This is a genomic window from Aeromonas sanarellii (genome assembly GCF_000820085.1).
In the GTDB taxonomy this organism is placed as follows: Bacteria; Pseudomonadota; Gammaproteobacteria; order Enterobacterales; family Aeromonadaceae; genus Aeromonas; species Aeromonas sanarellii.
In genome coordinates, this window is the sequence record NZ_CDBN01000098.1 from 124,398 (window position 1) to 149,342 (window position 24,945).

The window sequence follows — 24,945 nt, forward strand, 5'->3', positions numbered from 1 at the left end:
TAAAAAAACCGCCGGGCAATGCCGGCGGTCTCGAGTCAGGGGAAGGGGATCACAGGCTGTAGGCTTTCTCGCCGTGGCTGGTCACGTCCAGACCCTCCCGCTCCGCATCTTCCTTCACCCGCAGGCCGATCAGCAGGTCCACCAGCTTGTAGGCCACGGCGGAGACCAGGGCGGTCCAGACCACGGTCACCCCTACGCCGATCACCTGCACCTTCACCTGGGCCAGGATGGAGTAGCCTTCGGCCACCTGGTTGGTCACATAGTCCCAGACCCCGGTGCCGCCCAGATCCGGGCTGGCAAACACGCCGGTCAACACGGCCCCCAGGATCCCGCACACCCCGTGCAGGCCGAACACGTCCAGGCTGTCATCGGCTCCCAGCAGGCGCTTGAGACCGTGCACGCCCCACAGACCGGCCACACCGCTCAGCAGACCTATGACGAGGGCGCCGCCCACGCCGACGAAACCGGCGGCAGGGGTGATGGCCACCAGGCCCGCCACGGCACCGGACACGGCACCCAGCAGGGAGGGACGTCCCTTCATCGCCCACTCGGCGAAGGTCCAGGAGAGGGCGGCACCGGCTGGCGCCAGCCAGGTGTTGGCGAAGGCCAGGGCCGCCGTGCCGTTGGCTTCCAGGGAGGAGCCGGCGTTGAAGCCGAACCAGCCGAACCACAGCAGGGCGCCACCAATCATGGTCATGGTCAGGCTGTGGGGGGTCATGGGATCCCGGCCGTACCCGACCCGCTTGCCGACCATGAAGGCACCAACCAGACCGGCAACCGCTGCATTGATGTGCACCACGGTACCGCCGGCGAAATCAAGGGCGCCATGCTGGAACAGATAGCCCGCGGTGGCACCGGCCGCCTCGGCGGCTGCAGCATCCGTATAGGCATCCGGGCCGGCCCAGTACCACACCATGTGCGCCATCGGAATGTAGGCGAAGGTGAACCAGATCACCGCGAACAGCAGCACGGCCGAGAACTTCATCCGCTCGGCGAAACCGCCGACGATGAGCCCGCAGGTGATGGCGGCAAAGGCCCCCTGGAACACCACATAGATGAACTCGCTGATCCCCACCCCCTTGTTGAAGGTGGCGGCGATGGAATCCGGCGTCACCCCGGCCAGCAGCACCTTGTCAAACGAACCGTAGAAGGCGCCCCCCTCGGTGAAGGTCAGCGAATAGCCGTAAACCACCCAGAGCACGGTGATGAGGCAGAACAGGGTGAACACCTGCATCAGCACGCTCAGCATGTTCTTGGCGCGCACCAGACCACCGTAGAACAGGGCGAGCCCCGGGATGGACATCAGGATCACCAGGGCCGACGCCACCATCAGCCAGGTGTTGTCCCCCTTGTTGATCGTCACGGTCGCGGCAGCCTGTACCACATCCGCCTGTGCGGCCACCTCTTCGGCCCAGCCAGGGGCGGCCATGGTAGCGCTCAACGCCAGCAGGCCAGTCATTACGAGTCTCTTGAACATACAGCCCTCTCCTTGTCGTCCCGGCATCCGGGTCCATTTCCTGATATGAATCTCAAACCTGCTCACTGCCCGCATCCTCGCCGCCATCAGGAGACGATGTCACGGGCTCGTCATGGCGACATGGAAGATGTAAAGCATAAAGCAGGCCAGAAAATATAATTGATTATTTTCAATTGGTTACCATCAACCCCCATCGACATCGCACCATATTGGAGCATGACGCCCCGCGACGGGTGGGAATTCGCACTTCGGCTGTGCAGCGCCGGACACCTGCACCAGGATGGCTCAATGGCATGCCGTGCACGGGGCGACAGGATGCCTGTGCCCCTCGCCAAGACATTTGCGAAACGAATGAAAAGGCCGGCGCCATGAAGAACACAGATGTGTTTTGTGCCCCGTGCGGGGAGAAGGGGCGAGGCAGGTCGTAGGCCCCTACGGCGTCGGGATCACCGGGTTTGACCCCGGCCGTCACATGAAGGCGCTCAGCCTCTGCGATCGCTCAGGGGGGCGGCGACGGATCGCTCAGAATATCGACTGACAAGGGCATGCGCGGCAAAACAAAAGGCCATCCGCGAGGATGGCCTTTTGTTTTGGAATCTGATGGTGCCCGGGGTCGGACTCGAACCGACACGTATTGCTACGGCGGATTTTGAATCCGCTGCGTCTACCGATTTCGCCACCCGGGCAGCTGCGAGGGATTATACGAATGGCGTTTGGGCATGCAAGGTGTTTTTCTTTCACCCACCGTCGTTTGCTCATTTATTCAACGCCTTGCCGATGCAGGATCAGTTACATAGAATGCCCGCATCATATTAATGGAATAATCACCATGGCCAAGCGCAAGACCCCCTCCTCCCTTCAGCCCCCCGCCCCCCAGCATCGACACCCGTCAGCCGGTCTGCTGCGGCGCCTGGGAGCCCTGCTCTACGACTATCTGGTGGTCATCGCCCTGCTGATCATCGCCGGCTTCATCGGCATGGGGGTGGCGCACCTGCTGCTGGCCACCGGCATGGCAACCGTGCCCGAAGGCAAGGATGCGGCCTGGCTGCTCACCAGCCCCCTCTACAGCGCCTGGCTGGCTCTGGTGATCTGCGGCTTCTACACCTGGTTCTGGACCCGTGCCGGCCAGACCATCGGCATGCGAGCCTGGCGGCTGCGCATCCAGAATGTGGACGGCAGCAATATCCGTATCACTCAGGCACTGATCCGGCTCGCGACCTCGGCCTTCGGCCTCGGCAACCTGCTCTGCGTGTTCAACCGCGAGCGGCCGCGCGCCTTCCAGGATATCTGGGCCGAGTGCGAGGTCGTGGTGCTGAGCAAAGAAGAGAATCTGGAACAGCTGAACAAGTGACCGACGCACCTGACGCAATAGAAAGAGGGCACCCATGGGTGCCCTCTTTGCATCTTGTCGCCTCAGACCACGCCGGCTTGCGACCCAGGATATAGAAGGAGATGCCGCCAGACAGCAGCACATCGGGAGCGATGGCCGCCTTTTGCCAGCGACGCCACCGCCCCTCAGACCGCTACTGCTTGCGGCTCAGGATGTAGAAGGAGATGCCGCCAAATAGCAGGCTGGGAGCGATGGCCGCCAGTATGGGGGGCACCGCATAGACCAGGCTGACGGGGCCAAAGACCCGATCGCTGACGTAGACGGCGAAGCCGGTCATGATCCCCATCAGCATCCGCGCCCCCATGCTCACCGAGCGCAGAGGGCCGAAGATGAAGGAGGAGGCGAGCAGTATCATGGCCACCACGGAGAGCGGCGACAGCAGCTTGCGCCACATCTCCAGCTTGTAACGACCGGCGTCCTGCTTGTTGGCGTCCAGATAGCCGATATAGTCCATCAGACCCGAGACGGGGAGGTTCTCGGGGTCTATGCTGACCACCCCGAGCTGCTTGGGAGTCAGCTCGGACTGCCACTCCATCTGGGCATGCTTTTCATCCAGGACTCGGGTGGGGTCGTCAAAGCGGGTGACATGCACCCCCTTGAGCAGCCAGTGATGCTGCTCGAACACCCCTTCCTGCGCCTGGACCACGTCGATCAGGTTGCGGGACGGCGTGAAGCGGTAGAGGGTGATGCCGGTCAGGGCGCCGTCGTTGCGCACCCCGTTGATGCTGACGAAGTTGTTGCCGTCGCGGGCCCAGACCCCGTAGGCCGAGACGGTCAGCCGCCCTTCCGACATGGCGCCCGCCTTGATGTCGTCCGCCATCCGCTTGGCAGCCGGGGCCACGTACTCTCCCATCAGCCCCACCAGCAACATCAGGGGGATCGCCGTCTTGAGCGCCGCCATCACGATGCTGATCTTGGAGCGGCCCGCCGCCTGCATCACCACCAGCTCGGAGCTGGTCGCCAGTTGTCCCAGACCGATGAGGCCGCCCAGCAGGGCCGCCAGCGGGAAGAAGAGCACCGCCTCTTTCGGCATGGAGAGCAGCACGAAGTAGAGGGCATTGAGCATGTCGTAGTTGCCCTCCCCGACCGCCTTCAACTGCTCCACGTACTTGATGAGCGCCGCCAGCCCCACCAGGGTCAGCTCGCACAGCAGGATCGACATGAAGATGACCCTGCCTATGTATCTATCGAGAATGCCGAACATCAGCAGAAACTCCTAGGTTGCAGCATCATGCTGATTGTCTCCGGAAGAAGTGCCCCTTCATCCCGTTCCACCAACTGGTGCCCTGCAGGTTGAGCGGCAGGCCGATCAGCAGCAGATAGACCAGGGGCACCAGGAACATGCCGGGCCAGTGGGGCAGACGCCCGCTGTCGATGGCCGACCGGGCGGCGCTGAGCAGCAGGAAGTAGGAGAGGTAGAGCAGGATGGCCGGCAGCAGCTTGGCGTAGCGCCCCTGACGGGGGTTGACCCGCGCCATCGGCACCACCAGGAAGGTGAGCACCAGGATGGAGAGCGGCAGCGACAGGCGCCACTGCAGCTCCGCCATCAGCTGGTTGTCCTGAGTGCCGAGCAGCGCCATGGTCGGCTTGGCCGCCGCCTTGCGGTTAGAGCGCTCCATCTCCTGCTGGCGGATCACCAGGCTGTATTCGTCGAACTGGGAGATCTGGAACTGGCGGGTATTGAAGTGCCCCTCGTAACGGGAACCGTCCTTCAGGGTGAGCCACTGCAGTCCGTTGTTGTCGACCGTGACCACCCCTTCCGTCGCCACCACCACCGAGGGCGGCGAGGTGCCTTCGGCCCGTTGCAGCACGAAGATCTTCTGCAACTCCGACCCCTTGTCGTTCAGATCCTGGATGTAGGCGACCAGCCGCCCCTTGTCGAGCTCCATGAAACGGCCGGCCTGCAGGAAGGAGATACCCGGATCGGCCTTGAACTCGTCGATCACCTGGTACTCGCGCTCCTTGGCCTGGGGGGCGATCCAGCCGGTGTTGAACGCCGCGACGGCCGCCGTCAGCAGGGCCAGCACCATGGCGCTGCCCATGATGAAACGGTGGCTGAAGCCCACCGCATGCATCACCGTCATCTCGCTTTCCGCATACAAACGGCCGTGAGCAAACAGAATGGCTAAAAACAGACTGATAGGCAGCATCAACAGCGCCATATTCGGCAGGTTGAGCAGCAGCAGGGTGGAAACCAGGCGCGTCGGCACCTCGCCATCGGCGGCATCGCCGATGATCTGGATAAATTGCTGGCTGACGAAGATAAGCAGCAGCACGAAGAGCACCGCCAGCTGGGTTTTCAGGGTCTCCCTGAACAAATATCGGAAAACGATCACAGTCATTCCCAAGTAAACTTGTGTTTTTAGTCGAATGCCTGAAAAATAGGGCCCTATATTGGATTTTTACCAGTTTGAACTGCGGAGCCTGTGGCTGTTCGCTCCGCCTCTGATACCCCAACAAGCACCGCATTATTCAATAAATGGTGCCTTTTGTCTTTAGGATGTAGGAGATTCCATGGAGTTCAGTGTAAAGAGTGGCAGTCCTGAGAAGCAACGCAGCGCCTGCGTCGTGGTCGGCGTTTTTGAGCCTCGCCGCCTCTCTCCGGTTGCCGAACAGCTGGACAAGATCAGCGACGGCTACCTCAGCTCGCTGCTGCGCCGCGGCGATCTGGAAGGCAAACCAGGCCAGATGCTGCTGCTGCACCAAGTACCGGGCGTGCTCAGCGAGCGCGTGCTGCTGGTCGGGTGCGGCAAAGAGCGGGAACTCGACGAACGCCAGTACAAGCAGATCATCAACAAGACCATCACCACCCTGAACGAGACCGGCTCCATGGAAGCGGTCTGCTTCCTGACCGAACTGCACGTCAAGGGACGGGATACCTACTGGAAGGTGCGTCAGGCGGTGGAAACCACCAAGGCGGGCCTCTACAGCTTCGATCAGTTCAAGACCAACAAGGCCGAACCCCGCCGCCCGCTGCGCAAGCTGGTGTTCAACGTGCCGACGCGTCGGGAACTGACCATAGGCGAGCGAGCCATCACCCACGGCCTGGCCGTGGCAAAGGGCGTGCGCGTCTGCCGCGACGTGGCGAACATGCCGCCCAACGTCTGCAACCCGGCCTACCTCGCCTCCCAGGCCCGTCGTCTGGCGGATGCCTATGACAACATCACCACCAAGGTGATCGGCGAGCAGGAGATGGCCGAGCTCGGCATGAACTCCTACCTGGCGGTGGCCCGCGGCTCCGAGAACGAGGCCATGATGGCCATCATCGAGTACAAGGGCAACGCCGACGCCAAGCCCATCGTGCTGGTGGGCAAGGGGCTGACCTTCGACTCCGGTGGCATCTCCATCAAGCCGGCCGAGGGTATGGACGAGATGAAGTACGACATGGGTGGTGCCGCCTCCGTGCTTGGTACCATGCACGCCCTGGCCCAGTTGCAACTGCCCATCAACGTCATCGGCGTGCTGGCGGGCTGCGAAAACATGCCGGGGGGCAACGCCTACCGCCCCGGTGACATCCTCACCACCATGTCCGGCCAGACCGTCGAGGTGCTCAACACCGACGCCGAAGGCCGCCTGGTGCTGTGCGATGCGCTGACCTACGTGGATCGCTTTGATCCGGAAACCGTGATCGACGTGGCGACCCTGACCGGGGCCTGCATCATCGCCCTTGGCCACCACACCTCTGGCCTGCTGGCGAACCACAACCCCCTGGCCCACGAGCTGCTCAACGCTTCCGAGCAGGCGGGTGATCGCGCCTGGCGCCTGCCCCTGTTCGACGAGTATCAGGAGCAGCTGGAGAGCCCGTTTGCGGACATGGCCAACATCGGCGGTCGCCCGGCCGGCACCATTACCGCCGCCGCCTTCCTGTCGCGCTTCACCAAGAAGTACAACTGGGCCCACCTGGATATCGCCGGGACCGCCTGGAAGAGCGGCAAGGAGAAGGGCTCCACCGGTCGTCCTGTGCCCCTGCTGACCCAGTTCCTGCTCAATCGAGCCGGCGTGGCAGACGTTGAGGATAAAGAGTAAAACCATCCTTGCCCGACAGTCCGTTGCCCCTGCCGAGCCAGCATCTTCCTGCTCAACCGGGCCGGCGTGGCGGACGTCGAAGACAAGGAGTGATGCCCTTCCCCATCGACTCGATGAGCGATGCGAGAAGGCGTTACCCTGTATCACAAGGAAGAGGCTCGCCTCTTCCTTGTTTCATTGAGAACATTGGGATACCGCGCACCGCACGGCGCCCCAGCAGACGGCCAATCGCTGTCCGTCACAGCCAAACGGGACCCACCTGATGAGCCAAGTGACCTTTTACCTGATGAGCCAGCCCGATGATGCGGATGCCTCCGCCGTCGAGCGCCTCGTCTGCCAGCTCGCGGCCGATGGCTGGAGTGGCGGCCACCTCTATCTGTTCTGTGACGACGAGGCCCAGGCCCTGCGCCTGGACGAGCTGCTGTGGCAGCTGCCAACCGATCGTTTCGTGCCGCACCAGTTGCAGGGGGAGAGCGGTCAGGCCCCGGTGGAGATCGGCCATCAGCCGCCGAAGCGGCGTTATGCCTGCCTCATCAACCTGGCCCGGCAGACACCTTTGTTTGCAGGACACTTCGCTCAAGTGGTAGATTTTGTCCCCACTGACGAAACGCAAAAGCAGCAAGCCCGCGAGCGCTACAAGCACTATCGCCAGGCGGGCCACACCCTCGAGATGAGGGATCAGCCCGTCCTTGCCGCACCGGATCCGGCGCAGCCCTGACTGCGCCACCCTCGATCCACGACGAATCAACACCAGAATCCATCCATCCAGAATACGGCGAGACCATGGAAAAGACTTTTAATCACAACGCCATCGAACAGGCGCTCTATCAGCACTGGGAAGCCCAGGGTTACTTCAAGCCCCACGGCGACACCAGCAAAGACTCCTTCTGCATCATGATCCCGCCGCCGAACGTCACCGGCAGCCTGCACATGGGTCACGCCTTCCAGCAGACCCTGATGGACACCCTGATCCGCTACAACCGCATGCAGGGCAAGAACACCCTGTGGCAGGCGGGCACCGACCACGCCGGTATCGCCACCCAGATGGTGGTGGAGCGCAAGATCGCCGCCGAAGAGGGCAAGACCCGCCACGATTACGGTCGTGAAGCCTTCATCGACAAGATCTGGCAGTGGAAGGAAGAGTCCGGCGGCACCATCACCCGTCAGATGCGCCGCCTCGGCGACTCCGTGGACTGGGAGCGCGAGCGCTTCACCATGGATGAAGGCCTCTCCGCCGCCGTGCAGGAAGTCTTCGTCCGCCTGTACGAAGATGGCCTGATGTACCGTGGCAAGCGTCTGGTGAACTGGGATCCCAAGCTCAACACCGCCATCTCCGACCTGGAAGTGGAAAACCGCGAGATCAAGGGCCACATGTGGCACCTGCGCTACCCGCTGGCCAACGGCGCCAAAACCGCCGAGGGTCAGGAACACCTGATCGTCGCCACCACCCGCCCCGAGACCATGCTGGGTGATACCGCGGTCGCGGTAAACCCGGAAGACCCCCGCTACAAGGCGCTGATCGGCCAGCACATCCTGCTGCCGCTGGTGAACCGTCTGATCCCCATCGTCGCCGACGAACACGCCGACATGGAGAAGGGCACCGGCTGTGTGAAGATCACCCCGGCCCACGACTTCAACGACAACGAGGTGGGCAAGCGCCACAACCTGCCGATGATCAACATCTTCACCCTGGACGCCCACGTGCGTGCCGAGGCCGAAGTGGTCGACACCAACGGCAACCCCAGCACCGCCTATGACGCCACCCTGCCGACCGAGTTCGCCGGGATGGAGCGCTTCGCCGCCCGCAAGGCCATCGTCGCCAAGCTGGACGAGCTGGGCCTCCTGGCCGAGATCAAGGATCACGTGCTGCAGCAGCCCTACGGCGATCGCGGCGGCGTGCCCATCGAGCCCATGCTGACCGACCAGTGGTACGTGCGCGTGGCCCCCATGGCCAAGACCGCCATCGAGGCGGTGGAAGATGGCCGCATCCAGTTCGTGCCCAAGCAGTACGAAAACATGTACTTCTCCTGGATGCGCGACATCCAGGACTGGTGCGTCTCCCGTCAGCTGTGGTGGGGTCACCGCATCCCGGCCTGGTATGACGATGCCGGCAACGTCTACGTGGGCCGCAACGAGGACGAAGTGCGCGCCAAGCACAGCATCCCGTCCGTGACCGTGCTGCGTCAGGACGAAGACGTGCTCGACACCTGGTTCAGCTCCGCCCTGTGGACCTTCTCCACCCTGGGCTGGCCAAACAACACCGAGGCGCTCAAGACCTTCCACCCCACCGACGTGCTGATGAGCGGCTTTGACATCATCTTCTTCTGGATCGCCCGGATGATCATGATGACCATGCACTTCATCAAGGACGAGAACGGCCAGCCGCAGGTACCGTTCAAGACCGTCTACATCACAGGCCTCATCCGTGACGAAGAAGGCCAGAAGATGTCCAAGTCCAAGGGCAACGTGCTGGACCCCCTCGACATGATCGACGGCATCTCCCTGGAAGATCTGCTGGAGAAGCGCACCGGCAACATGATGCAGCCGCAGATGGCCGAGAAGATCGCCAAGCGTACCGCCAAGCAGTTCCCGGAAGGGATCGACGCCCACGGTACCGACGCCCTGCGCTTCACCCTGGCGGCGCTGGCCTCTACCGGTCGTGACATCAACTGGGACATGAAGCGCCTGGATGGCTACAACAACTTCTGCAACAAGTTGTGGAACGCCTCCCGCTATGTGCTGATGAACACCGAAGATCAGGATTGCGGCTTTGCCGGTGGCGAGATGCAGTTCAGCCTGGCGGATCGCTGGATCCAGTCCCAGCTGCAAGTGGCCATCCGCGACTTCCGCACCGCGCTCGATACCTACCGCTTCGATATTGCGGCAGGCGTGCTGTACGAATTTATCTGGAACCAGTTCTGTGACTGGTATCTGGAGCTGACCAAGCCGGTGCTGACCAAGGGTTCCGAGGCCGAGCAGCGCGCTGCCCGCCACACCCTGGTGACCGTGCTGGAAACCCTGCTGCGTCTGGCGCACCCCATCATCCCCTTCATCACCGAGACCATCTGGAAATCGGTGGCCCCGCTGGCTGGCGTACACGCCGACACCATCATGATTCAGGCTTTCCCGGAATTCGACGCCGCCAAGGTGGACGAAGCCGCGATGGCGGATCAGGAGTGGGTGAAGGAGTTCATCGTCAGCATTCGCAACATCCGCGCCGAGATGAACGTGGCACCGAGCGTGCCCCTCAACGTGCTGCTCCAGTGCGATGCCAAGGATGCCGAGCGCGCCCAGGACAACGAGGCCTTCCTCAAGTCCCTGGCCCGTCTGGAGTCCATCCGCGTGCTGGCGGACGGTGAAACCGCCCCGCTGTCGGTGAAGAAGCTGATCGGTGCGACCGAGCTGATGATCCCGATGGCCGGTCTCATCGACAAGGATGCGGAACTGGCCCGTCTGGCCAAAGAGGTGGCCCGTCTGGTCGGCGAGTGCGGCCGGATCGAAGGCAAGCTCGGCAACGAAGCCTTCGTCGCCAAGGCGCCGGAAGCGGTCATCATCAAGGAGCGCGAGAAGCTGGAAGATTACCGTCTCCAGCTGACCAAGCTGGAAGCCCAGCAGGCCGAGATCGCGGCGCTCTAAGCGGCCCCTCCCCATCAAAAGCCCCCGTCCATCGGGGGTTTTTTCTTGTCCGGCCCCCACCGAAGCGGGCCTGGCCCTGTCCCGCTGCCGCAACCGGGGGAAGCCCCCTCGCGGAGCAACGCCGCCAACCCGGGAGGCGTATTGAAAAATTCACGAGCCAAATCACTTCCTTTCACAAGCGCATCGCCCGCAAATTCATTACACTGCCAGCGACCTTTTCTACCGGGAGTGCTGCTGCAGTATGGAAATATTGATCCTGCTTGGATTGATTTTGCTCAATGGTGTCTTTGCCATGTCGGAAATCGCCATCGTCACCGCCCGCAAGGCGCGTCTTGCCAAGATGGCCAGCGAGGGCAGCGGCGGTGCCGCCATCGCCCTCAAGCTGGGCGAGGATCCGACCCATTTCCTCTCTGCCGTCCAGATCGGCATCACCAGCATAGGCCTGCTCAACGGTATCTACGGCGAATCCCTGCTGGCGCAACCCTTCGCCCTCTGGCTGCAGGAGTGGGGGCTCTCCCCCAAGAGCAGCAGCCTGCTCGCCACCGTCATCGTCGTGGTGCTGGTCACCTATCTCTCCATCGTCGTGGGGGAGCTGGTGCCCAAGCGCCTCGGCCAGCTCAGCGCCGAGCGCATCGCCTGCCTGGTGGCCCGTCCCATGCTGTGGCTGGCGACCCTGACCCGCCCCTTCGTCTGGCTGCTCTCGGCCTCTACCAACGCCAGCCTGCGCCTGATGCGGGTCGATCAGAGCAGCGGCGCCAACGTCACCCAGGAGGAGATCCACGCCATGCTGGTGGAGGGCTCAGAGGCCGGGGTGATCGAGGATCACGAGCACACTATGTTACGGAACGTGTTCCGCCTCGACGAGCGCAGCCTGGCCTCCCTGATGGTGCCGCGCAGCGACATCCGCTATCTGGATCTCTCCCTGCCGCTGGAGACCAACCTGCAGCGCCTGGTGGAGTATCGCCACAGCTTCTTCCCGGTCTGTGACGGCAGCCTGTCGGATCTGGTGGGCATCCTCAACGTCGGCAAGGTGCTGCACGCCTACATCAAGGGGGAGCCCATCGATCTCGCGGCCCTGACCCAGGATGGCAGCCTGCTGCCGGAGACCCTGAACGGCCTGGAGCTACTCAACCATTTCCGTACCCACGCCGAGCACATGGTGCTGGTGGTGGACGAATATGGCGAGCTGCAAGGGCTGGTCACCCAGCAGGATCTGCTGGAAACCCTGGCCGGCGACTTCCAGCAGGAGGGGGGCGAGGACAACTGGGCCTTCCGGCGCGCCGACGGCAGCTGGCTGCTCGACGGCCTGATCCCGCTGCCCGAATTGAAGGACTGCCTGGAGCTGGTTCGACTGCCGGAAGAAGAAAAACATCACTATCACACCCTCGGAGGGCTTATCATGCTGCTCCTTGGCCGCCTTCCCCAGACCGGAGACCTGGTCACCCTGGAACAGTGGCAACTGGAAATAGTGGATATGGACGGCCTGCGCATCGACAAGGTGCTTGCCATGCCCTTGACCGACCAACCCAGCTAACCTGCGGAGTTTGCATGTATGGAGCAGTTTTACCACCTGGCTCACGCCTTCATTAATCAGGATCTGGCGACCCTTTCCAATCCCAATATGGTCTTCATGGTCTATGTCGTCCTGTTGACTTTTCTGGTGCTGGAAAATGGCTTCATCCCGACCGCCTTCCTGCCAGGGGACACCCTGCTGATCCTGACCGGCGTGCTGATCTATCAGGGGGTGCTGCCGCTGGCGGTCGTACCGCTGCTGATCCTGGCCACCTTCTTCGGCACCTGGCTTGGCTACATGCAGGGGCGCTTCCTCGGTCATACCCAGATGTACCACAGGCTGATGTCCCACCTGGATGACAAGCACAAGGAGAAGGTGCACTACCTGCTCAACAAGTACGGCATCATCACCCTGATCACCGCCCGCTACATCGCCTTCGTGCGTACCGCCTACCCCTATATCGTGGGTGCCAACGAGATCCCGCAAGGGCGTTTCCTGGTGGTCAACCTCATCAGCTCCATCATGTGGATCTGCCCCCTGGTCGGGCTGGGTTACTACCTGAGCCACACCAAGCTGGCCGCGCAGTATGAGTCCCAGTTTCTCAGCATCATCCTCTATCTGCCCGTGGTGTTGCTGGTGGGCGGGCTCATCGCCCTGGTCTGGCGCTGGTGGAGCAAACGCAGGGCCAGCGTCTCCAGAGAGTGAGACCAACAGGAGGGTCGCCGTCAGGCGGCCCTTTTTTATGGAAATAGTGACGAATTCCGCCAGGCCGCTCTTGTAAAGCGGGGGCAAAAATGAGTGAATCTAGCGCCTTTTTTCGCTGTGGATGGAGTCGGTTGTATGAGGTGTTGGATTCGCGCAATCGCGCTGTTGTGTGGCTTGATCGGAATGCAGGGGCTGCCCGCAGCCATGGCGGCCCCCAACCCGGCCAAGCTGCAGCTCAAGTCGGGCAGCGCCCTGGTCATGGACATCAACACCGGCAAGACGCTCTACCAGAAGAACCCTGCCCAGGTCAGGCCCATTGCCTCCCTCACCAAGCTGATGACGGCCCTGGTGGTGCTGGATGCCCGCCAGAACCTGAATCAGACCCTGACCATAGATCAGAACGACAGGGACAACATCAAGCACACCTACTCCCGGGTGCGCATGGGCACCAAGGTGAGTCGCCGCGACGCCCTGCATCTGGCGCTGATGTCCTCCGAGAACCGCATGGCTTCGGCGCTGGCCCGACACTATCCGGGTGGCCGCTCCGCCTTCATCCGCGCCATGAACAACAAGGCCAGGCAGCTCGGCATGCGCAACAGCCGTTTCTATGACTCCACCGGCCTGTCGACCCGCAACGTCTCCACCGCCCGGGATCTGGCCAAGCTCATCGCCGCCGCCTATCGCCAGCCGCTGATCCGCCAATTCACCCAGGACACCAGCAAGGAGATGCGCTTCACCAAGCCTGCCTACAGCCTGATGTTCAACAACACCAACCCGCTGGTGAAGAACCCGGATTGGGACGTGCGCCTCTCCAAGACCGGCTACACCGACGAGGCGGGCCGCTGCCTGCTGATGCGCGCCAAGCCGGACCGCCAGGAGCTCGCCATCGTACTGCTCAACTCGGTGGGCAAGCGCACCCCGGTCGGCGACGCCAACCGTATCCGCAAGTGGCTGAAGAGCTGAGTTCGTCCCATCAAGACCTGAAAGGATGCTGCGGCATCCTTTTTTATTGGCCGCCGAAGGGCGCCTGACGGCTGCCAGCGCGGTTATGGTGACGAGCCGCATGTGCTGACTGGAACCATGGTGAGTGGTCTGCAAGGTGCTGATGCGGCACAGGATAAGGAGGGTGAGGCAGGAGCAAGCAGGCATGAGGTGGAGAGCCGGAAATGGGTCCAGTGTGGATCCGGCCCATAAAAAAACAGCCCCGACCGAAGTCGAGGCTGTCTGTATGGTGCGCCCGAGAGGATTCGAACCTCTGACCACCTGGTTCGTAGCCAGGTACTCTATCCAGCTGAGCTACGGGCGCTCATAACTTGTTGCACTGCTTGAAATATGGTGCGCCCGAGAGGATTCGAACCTCTGACCACCTGGTTCGTAGCCAGGTACTCTATCCAGCTGAGCTACGGGCGCTCACAAATTGTTGCACTGCTTGAAACATGGTGCGCCCGAGAGGATTCGAACCTCTGACCACCTGGTTCGTAGCCAGGTACTCTATCCAGCTGAGCTACGGGCGCTCATAAATCATTGTATTCGTTGAAATGGTGCGCCCGAGAGGATTCGAACCTCTGACCACCTGGTTCGTAGCCAGGTACTCTATCCAGCTGAGCTACGGGCGCCCTGTTTTCAAACGATAAAAAAAGCTTACTCAACAGTAAGCCTTCTTTAGTGCCGACTTGCTGATGGTCAACACATGACTACAAGAGTCAAATATGGTGCGCCCGAGAGGATTCGAACCTCTGACCACCTGGTTCGTAGCCAGGTACTCTATCCAGCTGAGCTACGGGCGCTAATGGCGGAGAAGGGGGGATTCGAACCCCCGATGCGGGTATAAGCCGCATACTCCCTTAGCAGGGGAGCGCCTTCAGCCTCTCGGCCACCTCTCCGTTTGCGGGGCTGATAATACTTCACAGGGATTTTTAGTCAAACACTTTTTTGGAGAAAACAGCGTGTTCGCTCAGCATTTGGTCAAAGCGTGGAATATTCAAGCAATATCGACACTTACCCAGTACGGCCGCGCCCTGCAGGCCCATTGGCAAGGCCCGAAAAAACAAAAGGCGACACCTGGGATGTCGCCTTGGCAGCTGTCGATCAGACGGCTTAGAAATTCGGTTGGCCCGGGACTTTCTCGGCCTGTATCCGCATATAGATCTCTTCGCGATGCACGGAGACCTCTTTCGGCGCGTTCACGCCGATGCGGACCTGGTTGCCCTTCACGCCCAGTACGGTCACGGTCACTTCGTCACCGATCATCAGGGTTTCCCCTACACGACGAGTCAAAATAAGCATTCGCTTGCTCCTGTATCCTGTTTTGTATTTATATCGATATGCGCCATTATCTTACAAAGATACCGATATGGTAAATGGTTGAAACTAAATCAATCAGGGATTGTTCCCCAAGGGCTGCTCATGAGGCTCATTATCCAGCCCGAAGGCCGAATGCAACGAGCGCACGGCCAGCTCCAGGTACTTCTCGTCAATCACCACGGATATCTTGATTTCAGAGGTGGAGATCAGCTGCATGTTGATCCCCTCCTCGCCCAATACCTTGAACATGGTGCGAGCAACGCCGGGGTGATTCCACATGCCGACCCCGACGATGGAGACCTTGGCGATCTCCCCGTTGCCCTGCACGCAGGCGGCCCCCAGCAAGGTGGCGGTCTCCTCCAGCAGGGCGCGGGCCCGGCGATAGTCATCCCGATTCACCGTGAAGGTAAAATCGGCGGTGCCATCCCCCATGGTGTTCTGCACTATCATGTCGACATCGATGTTGGCGTCACTGATCGGATTCAGGATCTGTGCGGCCACCGTCGGCCTGTCCGGCACACCCAGAATGGTCAGACTGGCCTCGTTGCGATTGAACGCAATGCCGGATACCAGGGGTGCTTCCATCCTCTCACCTCCATATGTGATTAAGGTTCCCTCTCCGTCGACGAAACTCGACAGCACCCGCAGCGGCACGCGGTACTTGCCCGCGAATTCCACCGAACGGATCTGCAGCACCTTGGCCCCCAGGCTCGCCATCTCCAGCATCTCCTCGAAGGTGATGGTATCGAGGCGACGCGCCTTGGGCTCGATGCGCGGATCCGTGGTATAGACACCATCCACATCGGTAAAGATCTGGCATTCGTCGGCCTTGATGGCCGCCGCCACGGCCACGGCCGTGGTATCCGAACCGCCTCGGCCCAGGGTCGTGATGGCGTTGTGCTCGTCACGCCCCTGGAAGCCGGCGATCACCACCACCTTGCCCGCGCCGAGTTCGGCCTGAACCTGCTCGGTGTCGATGTGGGTGATGCGCGCCTTGCCATAGGCGGAATCTGTGTGGATACGGACCTGATCGCCAGTCATCGAGACCGCCGGGCAACCGCGCTTGTTCAGCGCGATCGCCAGCAGCGCTATGGTGACCTGCTCACCGGTCGAGATCAGCACATCCATCTCGCGCCGATTGGCATCCTGATCCAGCTGCTGGGCCATGCCCAGCAACCGGTTGGTTTCGCCCGACATGGCGGAGACGACCACCACCACGTCATGTCCCTGGGCCCGGGTCAGCTGAACGCGATCGGCGACCGCCTCGATCCGCTCCAGCGTACCCACCGAGGTACCGCCGTACTTCTGTACATAGAGTGCCACAGATCACCTCGCCCGCTTACAGGCGCTCTTCCAGCCAGGAGTGAACGGATTGCAGCGCCGCCGGCACCGCCTCGGGCTGGGTTCCCCCCGCCTGGGCCATGTCGGGACGACCACCGCCCTTGCCACCCACCTGCTGGGCCACCAGGTTGACCAGCTCACCGGCCTTGACCTTGGCGGTCAGATCGTTGGTGACGCCGGCAATCAGGTTGACCTTGTCATCGCTGCTGGTTGCCAGCAGCACGACACCGGACTTCATCTGGTTCTTCAGCTCGTCCAGCATGCCGCGCAGAGACTTGGGATCGGCCCCTTCCAGCGCCGCGACCAGCACCTTCTGGCCCTTGATCTCGATGACCTGGCTCAGCAGATCGCTGCCGGCCTGGGCCGCCAGCTTGGCCTTGAGCTGCTCCAGCTCGCGCTCCATCAGCTTGGCCTTGTCCATCAGCTGGCGCACCTTGTCGGCGATGGAGAATTGATCCCCCTTCACCAGGGCGGCCGCCTCTTCGATCTGCTCGCCCAGCTGGTGCATGAAGTCGATGGCGCCCTTGCCGGTCACCGCCTCGATGCGGCGCACGCCGGCGGCGATGCCGCTCTCGGCGATGATCTTGAAGAAGCCGATGTCACCGGTGCGTTTGGCATGGGTACCGCCGCACAGCTCGGTGGAGTAGTCGCCCATGCGCACCACGCGCACGTCGTCTTCGTATTTCTCGCCGAACAGGGCCATGGCGCCGGCCGCCTTGGCGGCATCTAGGTTCATCAGCTCGGTGTTGACGGCGTGGTTGGCACGGATCTGGGCGTTGACCAGCTCTTCGATGCGGCGAATGGTCGCCATGGTCAGCCCTTCGAAGTGGGAGAAGTCAAAGCGCATGCGCTCGGCTCCCACCAGCGAACCCTTCTGGGTCACGTGCTCACCCAGCGCCTGGCGCAGGGCCGCGTGCAGCAGGTGAGTGACCGAGTGGTTCAGGGCCACGGCCTGGCGGCGATCCCCATCGACCACGGCCTCGACCTCGGCGCCCTTCTCCAGGGTACCCAGCTCTAGGTAGCCTTTGTGAATGATCGCCTTGCCCGCCTTCTGGGTATCGGTCACCGCGAAGATGCCGTCATCCACTTTCAGGATGCCGCTGTCACCCACCTGACCGCCGGATTCGGCATAGAAGGGGGTCTCTGCCAGCACCACCACGGCCTCTTCGCCCGCGATCAGGCCGCTGACCTCGACGCCATCCTTGTAGATGCCGACCACTTGGGTCATTTGGCTCAGCTGTTTGTAGCCGGTGAAGGGGGTCTCGAAGTCGAGTTTCAGGACGTCGTTGTAGTTCACGCCGAAGCTGGACGCCTCTTTCGCGCGGGCGCGCTGCTTCTCCATCTCCGCCTTGAAGCCCTCCTCGTCGATACCGATCTCGCGCTCACGCACCACGTCGGCGGTCAGGTCCGCCGGGAAGCCGTAGGTGTCGTACAGCTTGAAGACCACCTCGCCCGGGATCACCTTGGCATCGCCGAGGTTGGCCAGCACGTCTTCCAGCAACAGCAGACCGCGGTCCAGGGTGCGGACGAACTGCTCTTCCTCGATGCGCAGCACGCGCTCGACCAGCGGCAGCTGGGCGATCAGCTCGGCTGCCACGTCCTTCATCTGCACCGCCAGCTCGGCGGCCAGCTTGTAGAAGAAGACCTCGGTGGCCCCCAGCTTGCGACCGTGGCGCACGGCACGACGGATGATGCGACGCAGCACGTAGCCGCGGCCTTCGTTGGAAGGCATGACGCCGTCCGCCACCAGGAAGGCGCAGGAGCGGATGTGGTCCGCGATGACGCGCAGGGACTGGTTGCTCAGATCCGTGGTGCCGACGATCTCGGCCGCCTTCTTGATCAGCGCCTGGAAGATGTCGATCTCGTAGTTGGAGTGCACCCCCTGCATGATGGCGGAGATACGCTCCAGCCCCATGCCTGTGTCCACGGACGGACGGGGCAGCGGCTCCATGGTGCCGTCAGCCTGACGGTTGAACTGCATGAAGACCACGTTCCAGATCTCGATATAACGGTCGCCATCCTCTTCCGGGGAACCGGGAGGGCCGCCCCAGATGTGGTCGCCGTGGTCATAGAAGATCTCGGTGCAGGGGCCGCAAGGGCCGGTATCGCCCATCTGCCAGAAGTTATCGGATGCAAAGGCGGCACCCTTGTTGTCACCGATGCGCACGATGCGATCGGTCGGTACGCCGATCTCGTTGGCCCAGATGTTGAAAGCTTCGTCGTCCGTCTCATACACGGTCACCAGCAGGCGCTCTTTGGGCAGCTTGAGGGTACCGGTCAGGAATTCCCAGGCAAAACGAATGGCGTCCTGCTTGAAGTAGTCACCGAAGCTGAAGTTGCCCAGCATTTCGAAGAAGGTGTGGTGACGCGCGGTATAGCCGACGTTTTCCAGGTCGTTGTGCTTGCCGCCGGCCCGCACGCAGCGCTGGGCCGTGGTGGCGCGATTGTAGGCACGCTTGTCGGCGCCAAGGAACACGTCCTTGAACTGGTTCATCCCTGCGTTGGTGAACAGCAGGGTCGGGTCATTGTGCGGTACCAGCGAGCTGGAAGAGACAACCTGGTGCCCCTGGGTGCGGAAATACTCGAGAAACGCGGCGCGTATCTCTGACGTGGACATATACATGGAAAATCCTGCTTGATTCGAATACGGACTTTTAACCGCATTAATGTAAGTTTTCTGCCGGGTAAAGTAAAACGCGCGGGCCCGTCGCGGGTGAAAAAGCCCCCAAGGTTCGGGACTGCGGCAGCACGCCAGACAGGAGCAGGCGGTGAGGGGAGTCGGCTGGGTGGCGGATCATGGCCCCCTTGTCATCAGAGACAGGATAAAACAGGGAAAATGCCCTCTCCCTTCTTCACGGGACACAGGTTCCCCCCTGACCAGGACTAGCCCTTCATTCACTCCCCTGCTGCATGGCAGAGATGGCATAACGCGCCTGATCCTGGGTAAAGCCCCGCCCAAGCAGATACTTGAGCCACTTCATCCGCAGCTTGAAGTCATCCAGTTCGGCGACGCTGGCACGCCGCTCGAGCAGGGCGAACGCCAGTTCGAACCAGTCCAGCTCGGGCTGCTCGAAGGCAGCATCGATCTGGCCATCGTCCAGCCCCTTGCGGCGCAGGTCGAAGCGGATCTTGAGGGGGCCCTGTCCCTTGGCGGCACCGGCCCGCACCGCCATGGCGCCATAGCGCTCGTCATTGACCCAGTTGTAACCGCGGCAGTAGTCGAGCACCGCCTCGATCACCTCTTCCTGGTAGCCCTGCTGACGCAGGCGCCTGGCCAGTTCAGACTCGGCGCTCTCCCGTCGGGCCAGGCTGCGCATGGCATAGGCACGGGCGGCCGCCAATTGCTCTTCAAAGGTCGGTTCGACCGGCTCGGTAACGGATTCATCAACCATAAATGACAAGGCCGGGTATTCACCCGGCCTTTCCTGTTCCTTATTCGAACTCTTGTTCGTTTTCGGCTTCGTACTCGTCGTACTCGGCAGCGGGAGCCTTCTCTTCCACAGGAGCGGCACCGGAGAGCAGCAGCTCGCGCAGCTTGGCTTCAACCTCGGCGGCCAGCGCCTTGTTCTCGGAGAACAGCTTCATCACGTTGGCCTTGCCCTGGCCGATCTTCTCGCCGTTGTAGCTGTACCAGGCACCGGCTTTGTCGATCAGCTTGTGCTTGACGCCCAGGTCCACCAGTTCGCCTTCCTTGGAGATGCCGGCACCGTAGAAGATCTGGAACTCAGCCTGCTTGAAGGGTGGGGCCACCTTGTTCTTGACCACCTTGACGCGGGTCTCGTTGCCGACCACTTCGTCCCCTTCCTTGATGGCGCCGGTACGGCGGATGTCGAGGCGAACGGAGGCATAGAACTTGAGGGCATTACCACCCGTGGTGGTCTCCGGGCTGCCAAACATGACGCCGATCTTCATCCGGATCTGGTTGATGAAGATGCACAGGCAGTTCGCGTTCTTGATGTTGGCGGTCAGCTTGCGTAGGGCCTGGGACATCAGGCGGGCCTGCAGGCCGACGTGGGAGTCCCCCATCTCGCCCTCGATTTCCGCTTTCGGGGTCAGGGCGGCCACGGAGTCGACGATGATGACGTCGACGGCGTTGGAGCGCACCAGCATGTCGCAGATCTCCAGGGCCTGCTCGCCGGTATCCGGCTGGGAGATCAGCAGGTCATCGACGTTGACGCCCAGCTTGGCGGCATAGATGGGATCCAGCGCGTGCTCCGCATCGACGAAGGCGCAGGTCTTGCCCTTGCGCTGGGCCTCGGCGATCACCTGCAGGGTCAGCGTGGTCTTGCCGGAGGATTCCGGGCCATAGATCTCGACGATGCGACCGCACGGCAGACCGCCGATCCCGAGCGCCACGTCCAGGGAGAGGGAGCCGGTGGAGATGGCTTCGATGTCCATGGTCTTGCTGTCGCCCAGACGCATGATGGAGCCTTTGCCAAACTGCTTTTCGATCTGGCCCAGCGCAGCCGCCAGTGCCTTCTGTTTGTTCTGATCCATGCCAATCTCCGCTGGGAATCGTGAATAAGAAGTGAACTTGGGCTAAGTATACTGTTTATGCATACAGTATCAAGCCCAATTTATTTGAGCAGGGCCAGGAGTCCGGACAGGGCCTGTCTGACCGCCTGCTGGCGAACCTGATGGCGATCCCCGTCGAACCGGGCGAGCAGGGAGTGGTGACGGCCGGTGCGATCCGCCCAGGCGAACCAGACGGTGCCGACCGGTTTCTCCTCGCTGCCGCCACCTGGCCCGGCGATGCCGCTGACGGCCACGCAGATCCCCGCATCCGAGCGGGCCAGACAGCCCCGGGTCATCTCCAGCACCACGGCCTCGCTGACGGCGCCGTGGCGCAGCAGGCTGTCGATGCTGACCCCCAGCATCTGCTGCTTGGCCTCGTTGGTGTAAGTCACAAAGCCGCGATCGAACCAGGCCGAGCTGCCGGCGATATCCGTGATTGCAGTGGCGACGCCGCCCCCGGTACAGGACTCCGCCGTGGCGGCCAGCCAGCCTCGCGCCATCAGCGCGTCCCCCAGTTCCTGGGATAACCGGGCTATCTCCGTCTCAAGTCCCATCATAGTGCCCTCCGCTGGCCCTCTCGGGCGAAATATGGCGCTCATTATGCAATTGCCCCGCCCCCCGGGCAACCGACCGGGGGGCAGGCTGCGTCAGCAAGTTGTCACCGCTTAAGCTCCAGTACATGGGGGCTCCCTATAATCAGCAGGCACCGCCATGCGTGCGGTTTCTATCCGATGAGAACAAGGAGAAAGTCAGATGAAGCATCCGTTCAAAGTCGCCATGACAGCCCTGGCAATGTGCATCGCCACCAGTGCCTTCGCCACCGAGAGCAACGCCGAACTGCAGAGCGAAACCACCCTGGCACAGGAGCTGAACCTGTCCAGCGCCCAGGTGGAACAGATCAAGGGACTGCGCGAACAGGCGACCAAGGAGCTGAGTTCGGTCAAGCTCGACGCCATCGGCCAGGACGTGATCGTCAACATGATCAAGTCCGGCAAGTGGGACGAGGCGGCGGCCAAGAAGCAGTTGCAGACCATCAGCGACGTACAGGCGCAGGCCCGCTACTACCGCGCCCACTACCTGTTCGAGGTGAGCAAGGTGCTGACCGCTGAGCAGAAAGCCAAGCTGCACGAGATGCTGACCGGCAGCGAGGCCATGTACTGAGTCCTTGCCCTGACCAGAATCCCCGCGTCAAGGCGGGGATTTTGCTTTCTTCCATGACCCGCGTACTCTTGACCGCATCCCCCGGCGCTTCATCAGATCCCTTCTTCACGGCACTCGGCATGTCGCAAAATCCGCCCCCCCAAAACCGAGATAACCCCTCACCATCCCGGCCCGACCATGTAGAATGGCCCCCAGATTCAGACCATTGCGGCACAGGCTTGCCCGCAAGAACACCTTCTGGAATAGCACATGACAGCACAATACCAGGCGCCAGGCGCAGCCCTCAGCGCCCACACCCCCATGATGCAGCAGTACCTGACCCTCAAGGCCGAGAACCCGGAGATCCTGCTGTTCTACCGGATGGGCGACTTCTACGAGCTGTTCTACGACGATGCCCGCAAGGCCTCCCAGCTGCTCGACATCTCCCTGACCAAGCGCGGCCAGTCGGCCGGCAGCCCCATCCCCATGGCCGGGGTGCCCTATCACGCCATCGAGGGTTATCTGGCCAAGCTGGTGCAGCTCGGTGAATCTGCCGCCATCTGCGAACAGGTGGGGGATCCCGCCACCAGCAAGGGGCCGGTGGAGCGCAAGGTCATTCGCATCATCACCCCGGGCACCGTCTCCGACGAGGCGCTGCTCAGCGAGCGGCAGGACAACCTGATCGCCGCCGTCTACCACGATGGCCGCCGCTTCGGTTACGGCACCATGGACATCGGCTCCGGCCGCTTCTTCATCAACCAGTTCGAGAAAGAAGAGACCCTGCTGGCCGAGCTGCAACGCACCAATCCGGCCGAGCTCCTCTACCCCGAATCCTTCGCCTTCCTGCACCATGTCGAGGGTCGCCGCGGCCTGCGCCGCCGCCCGGAGTGGGAGTTTGAGCTGGGCACCGCCCGCAAGCTATTGTGCCAGCAGTTCGGCACCCAGGATCTGGTGGGCTTTGGGGTCGAACAGAGCGAGACCGCCCTGTGTGCCGCCGGCTGCCTGATGCAGTACGTGAAAGATACCCAGCGCACCGCCCTGCCCCACATCCGCGGCGTGCGCCTCGAGCAGCCCGATCATGCGGTCATCATGGATGCCGCCACCCGCCGCAATCTGGAGCTGACCCAGAATCTGGCCGGCGGTCACGACAACACCCTCTCCGCCGTGCTGGACTGTACCGCCACCCCCATGGGCAGCCGCCTGCTCAAGCGCTGGATCCACCAGCCGATCCGCGATCGGGTGATCCTCAAAGGCCGTCAGAGCACCATCAAGGAGCTTATCGAACAGAACCTCTACGACGAGCTGGGCGGATTGCTGCGCCAGGTCGGCGACGTGGAGCGGGTGTTGGCGCGCCTGGCCCTGCGCTCCGCCCGCCCGCGCGATCTGACTCGTCTGCGTCAGGCCTTTGCCCAGTTGCCGGAGCTGCAGCGCCTGCTGGCGGGCAGCGAGCACGAGGCGGTGCAGCAACTGCGCGAGCGGGCCAGCACCTTCCCCGAGCTGCATGACCTGCTGGAGCGCGCCGTGATGGAGGTGCCGCCCGTGCTGATCCGCGATGGCGGCGTCATTCGTGAAGGGTTCAACGCCGAGCTGGACGAGCTGCGGGATCTGGCCAACGGCGCCACCGCCAGCCTGGCCCGCATCGAGGAGCGCGAGCGGCTGCTGACCGGCATCAACACCCTCAAGGTGGGCTACAACAAGGTGCACGGTTTCTACATCGAGGTGAGCCGCGCCAACAGCCACCTGGTGCCGGCCCACTACATCCGCCGCCAGACCCTCAAGAACAACGAGCGCTACATCATCGATGAGCTGAAGAAATACGAGGACAAGGTGCTCACCGCCCAGGCCCAGGCGCTGGCGCTGGAGAAGCGCCTCTACGAGGAGCTGCTCGATGCCCTGCTGCCCCACCTTGGCGAGTTGCAGGAGTCCGCCGCCGCCCTGGCGGAGCTGGACGTGCTGGCGAACCTGGCCGAGCGGGCCGAAACCCTGGACTACCGTTGCCCGACCCTCATCGACGAGGATCAGATCCTGATCGAGGCCGGCCGCCATCCGGTGGTGGAGCAGGTGATGACGGACCCCTTCATCGCCAACCCCATCCGGCTGGAGCGGGAGCGGCGGATGCTGATCATCACGGGCCCCAACATGGGCGGTAAATCCACCTATATGCGCCAGACCGCGCTCATCGTGCTGCTGGCCCATATCGGCGCCTTCGTGCCCGCCGACAGCGCCCGCATCGGCCCCATCGACCGCATCTTCACCCGCATCGGGGCGTCGGATGACCTGGCATCGGGAAGATCCACCTTCATGGTGGAGATGACCGAGACCGCCAACATACTCAACAACGCCACCGCCCAGAGCCTGGTGCTGATGGACGAGATCGGCCGCGGCACCAGCACCTATGACGGCCTCTCGCTGGCCTGGGCCTGTGCCGAGCAGCTGGCGAGCAAGATTGGCGCCTACACCCTGTTCGCCACCCACTACTTCGAGCTGACCCGGCTGCCGGAGCTGATGAGCGGGCTGGCCAACGTCCACCTCGATGCGGTGGAGCACGGCGACACCATCGCCTTTATGCACGCGGTGCAGGAGGGGGCGGCCAGCCGCTCCTATGGCCTGCAGGTGGCGGCGCTGGCGGGAGTGCCGAAATCGGTGATCCATCAGGCCCGCCACAAGCTGGCGGAGCTGGAAAGCGCCACCCCGGTGGCCGCCGGCGAATCTCGCCCGGCCCCGGTGGCCATGGCGCCCCAGAGCCATCCGATAGTCGATGAGCTGGAAGCGGTGCGCCCCGACGAGCTCAGCCCACGTCAGGCGCTCGACCTGCTCTATCGCCTGAAGCAGATGCTGTAAGCACCGACCGTCGCTCAGACATGCAAAAAGGGGAACCGCGAGGTTCCCCTTTTCGTT

General features: G+C 62.5%; 18 protein-coding genes and 7 tRNA genes. 9 read left to right on the forward strand and 16 right to left on the reverse strand.

Annotated elements, in window-relative coordinates; all coding sequences use genetic code 11:
- Nucleotides 1-49: 49 nt before the first annotated feature.
- Both amt and BN1132_RS18870 read right to left on the reverse strand, forming a co-directional pair.
- Nucleotides 50-1,477, reverse strand: coding sequence for an ammonium transporter (amt, locus tag BN1132_RS18865; protein ID WP_042079351.1), 1,428 nt, complete (start codon nt 1,475-1,477; stop codon nt 50-52).
- Between the two features lie 601 nt (nt 1,478-2,078).
- A tRNA-Leu gene (locus tag BN1132_RS18870) sits at nt 2,079-2,163 on the reverse strand.
- 143 nt (nt 2,164-2,306) lie between these two features.
- Between BN1132_RS18870 and BN1132_RS18875 the strand changes: the two genes are divergently transcribed.
- Complete coding sequence (locus BN1132_RS18875) at nt 2,307-2,828, forward strand: RDD family protein (protein ID WP_042079352.1); 522 nt, start codon at nt 2,307-2,309, stop codon at nt 2,826-2,828.
- Nucleotides 2,829-3,000: 172 nt separating this feature from the next.
- On the opposite strand, the gene lptG is transcribed toward BN1132_RS18875, so the two are convergent.
- Together lptG and lptF are read right to left on the reverse strand one after the other, a co-directional pair.
- On the reverse strand, nt 3,001-4,071 hold the full coding sequence (lptG, locus tag BN1132_RS18880; protein ID WP_042079353.1) for an LPS export ABC transporter permease LptG: 1,071 nt from the start codon (nt 4,069-4,071) through the stop codon (nt 3,001-3,003).
- 25 nt (nt 4,072-4,096) lie between these two features.
- On the reverse strand, nt 4,097-5,209 hold the full coding sequence (gene lptF, locus BN1132_RS18885; protein WP_042079354.1) for an LPS export ABC transporter permease LptF: 1,113 nt from the start codon (nt 5,207-5,209) through the stop codon (nt 4,097-4,099).
- A gap of 172 nt (nt 5,210-5,381) precedes the next feature.
- On the opposite strand from lptF, the gene pepA reads away from it, so the two are divergent.
- The 6 genes from pepA to pbpG all read left to right on the forward strand — a co-directional run bounded on the left by pepA (nt 5,382) and on the right by pbpG (nt 13,710).
- Nucleotides 5,382-6,893 (forward strand): leucyl aminopeptidase, encoded by a 1,512-nt coding sequence (pepA, locus tag BN1132_RS18890; RefSeq protein WP_042079355.1) that lies wholly within the window; start codon nt 5,382-5,384, stop codon nt 6,891-6,893.
- Between the two features lie 262 nt (nt 6,894-7,155).
- On the forward strand, nt 7,156-7,611 hold the full coding sequence (locus BN1132_RS18895) for a DNA polymerase III subunit chi (protein ID WP_042079356.1): 456 nt from the start codon (nt 7,156-7,158) through the stop codon (nt 7,609-7,611).
- Between the two features lie 65 nt (nt 7,612-7,676).
- Complete coding sequence (locus BN1132_RS18900; RefSeq protein WP_042079357.1) at nt 7,677-10,529, forward strand: valine--tRNA ligase; 2,853 nt, start codon at nt 7,677-7,679, stop codon at nt 10,527-10,529.
- A gap of 241 nt (nt 10,530-10,770) precedes the next feature.
- Entirely contained in the window at nt 10,771-12,063 is a 1,293-nt protein-coding gene (locus tag BN1132_RS18905; RefSeq protein ID WP_042079358.1) for a hemolysin family protein, read from the forward strand.
- Nucleotides 12,064-12,081: 18 nt separating this feature from the next.
- On the forward strand, nt 12,082-12,747 hold the full coding sequence (locus BN1132_RS18910; protein WP_042079359.1) for a DedA family protein: 666 nt from the start codon (nt 12,082-12,084) through the stop codon (nt 12,745-12,747).
- Between the two features lie 135 nt (nt 12,748-12,882).
- Complete coding sequence (gene pbpG / locus BN1132_RS18915; protein ID WP_042079360.1) at nt 12,883-13,710, forward strand: D-alanyl-D-alanine endopeptidase; 828 nt, start codon at nt 12,883-12,885, stop codon at nt 13,708-13,710.
- Nucleotides 13,711-13,976: 266 nt separating this feature from the next.
- Here pbpG and BN1132_RS18920 read toward each other — a convergent pair.
- The 12 genes from BN1132_RS18920 to pncC form a co-directional block, all read right to left on the reverse strand.
- A tRNA-Arg gene (locus BN1132_RS18920) sits at nt 13,977-14,053 on the reverse strand.
- Nucleotides 14,054-14,080: 27 nt separating this feature from the next.
- Nucleotides 14,081-14,157, reverse strand: a tRNA-Arg gene (locus BN1132_RS18925).
- 27 nt (nt 14,158-14,184) lie between these two features.
- Nucleotides 14,185-14,261: transfer RNA gene (locus tag BN1132_RS18930), tRNA-Arg, on the reverse strand.
- Between the two features lie 25 nt (nt 14,262-14,286).
- Nucleotides 14,287-14,363, reverse strand: a tRNA-Arg gene (locus BN1132_RS18935).
- 94 nt (nt 14,364-14,457) lie between these two features.
- Nucleotides 14,458-14,534 (reverse strand) — tRNA-Arg (locus BN1132_RS18940).
- Between the two features lie 3 nt (nt 14,535-14,537).
- Nucleotides 14,538-14,630 (reverse strand) — tRNA-Ser (locus BN1132_RS18945).
- Nucleotides 14,631-14,844: 214 nt separating this feature from the next.
- On the reverse strand, nt 14,845-15,033 hold the full coding sequence (gene csrA, locus BN1132_RS18950) for a carbon storage regulator CsrA (protein WP_005315760.1): 189 nt from the start codon (nt 15,031-15,033) through the stop codon (nt 14,845-14,847).
- A gap of 93 nt (nt 15,034-15,126) precedes the next feature.
- Nucleotides 15,127-16,374, reverse strand: a complete 1,248-nt coding sequence (locus tag BN1132_RS18955) for an aspartate kinase (protein ID WP_042079361.1) — start codon at nt 16,372-16,374, stop codon at nt 15,127-15,129.
- A gap of 16 nt (nt 16,375-16,390) precedes the next feature.
- Entirely contained in the window at nt 16,391-19,015 is a 2,625-nt protein-coding gene (alaS, locus tag BN1132_RS18960; RefSeq protein WP_042079362.1) for an alanine--tRNA ligase, read from the reverse strand.
- A gap of 268 nt (nt 19,016-19,283) precedes the next feature.
- Nucleotides 19,284-19,784, reverse strand: coding sequence for a regulatory protein RecX (locus BN1132_RS18965; RefSeq protein ID WP_042079363.1), 501 nt, complete (start codon nt 19,782-19,784; stop codon nt 19,284-19,286).
- A gap of 40 nt (nt 19,785-19,824) precedes the next feature.
- The gene (gene recA, locus BN1132_RS18970) at nt 19,825-20,889 is read right to left on the reverse strand and encodes a recombinase RecA (protein ID WP_042079364.1); all 1,065 of its coding nucleotides are present in this window, start codon (nt 20,887-20,889) and stop codon (nt 19,825-19,827) included.
- Nucleotides 20,890-20,969: 80 nt separating this feature from the next.
- Entirely contained in the window at nt 20,970-21,461 is a 492-nt protein-coding gene (gene pncC / locus BN1132_RS18975; protein WP_042079410.1) for a nicotinamide-nucleotide amidase, read from the reverse strand.
- A gap of 199 nt (nt 21,462-21,660) precedes the next feature.
- Between pncC and BN1132_RS18980 the strand changes: the two genes are divergently transcribed.
- Nucleotides 21,661-22,068 (forward strand): Spy/CpxP family protein refolding chaperone, encoded by a 408-nt coding sequence (locus BN1132_RS18980; protein WP_042079365.1) that lies wholly within the window; start codon nt 21,661-21,663, stop codon nt 22,066-22,068.
- Nucleotides 22,069-22,317: 249 nt separating this feature from the next.
- Nucleotides 22,318-24,888, forward strand: coding sequence for a DNA mismatch repair protein MutS (gene mutS / locus BN1132_RS18985; RefSeq protein WP_042079366.1), 2,571 nt, complete (start codon nt 22,318-22,320; stop codon nt 24,886-24,888).
- Nucleotides 24,889-24,945: the final 57 nt, after the last annotated feature.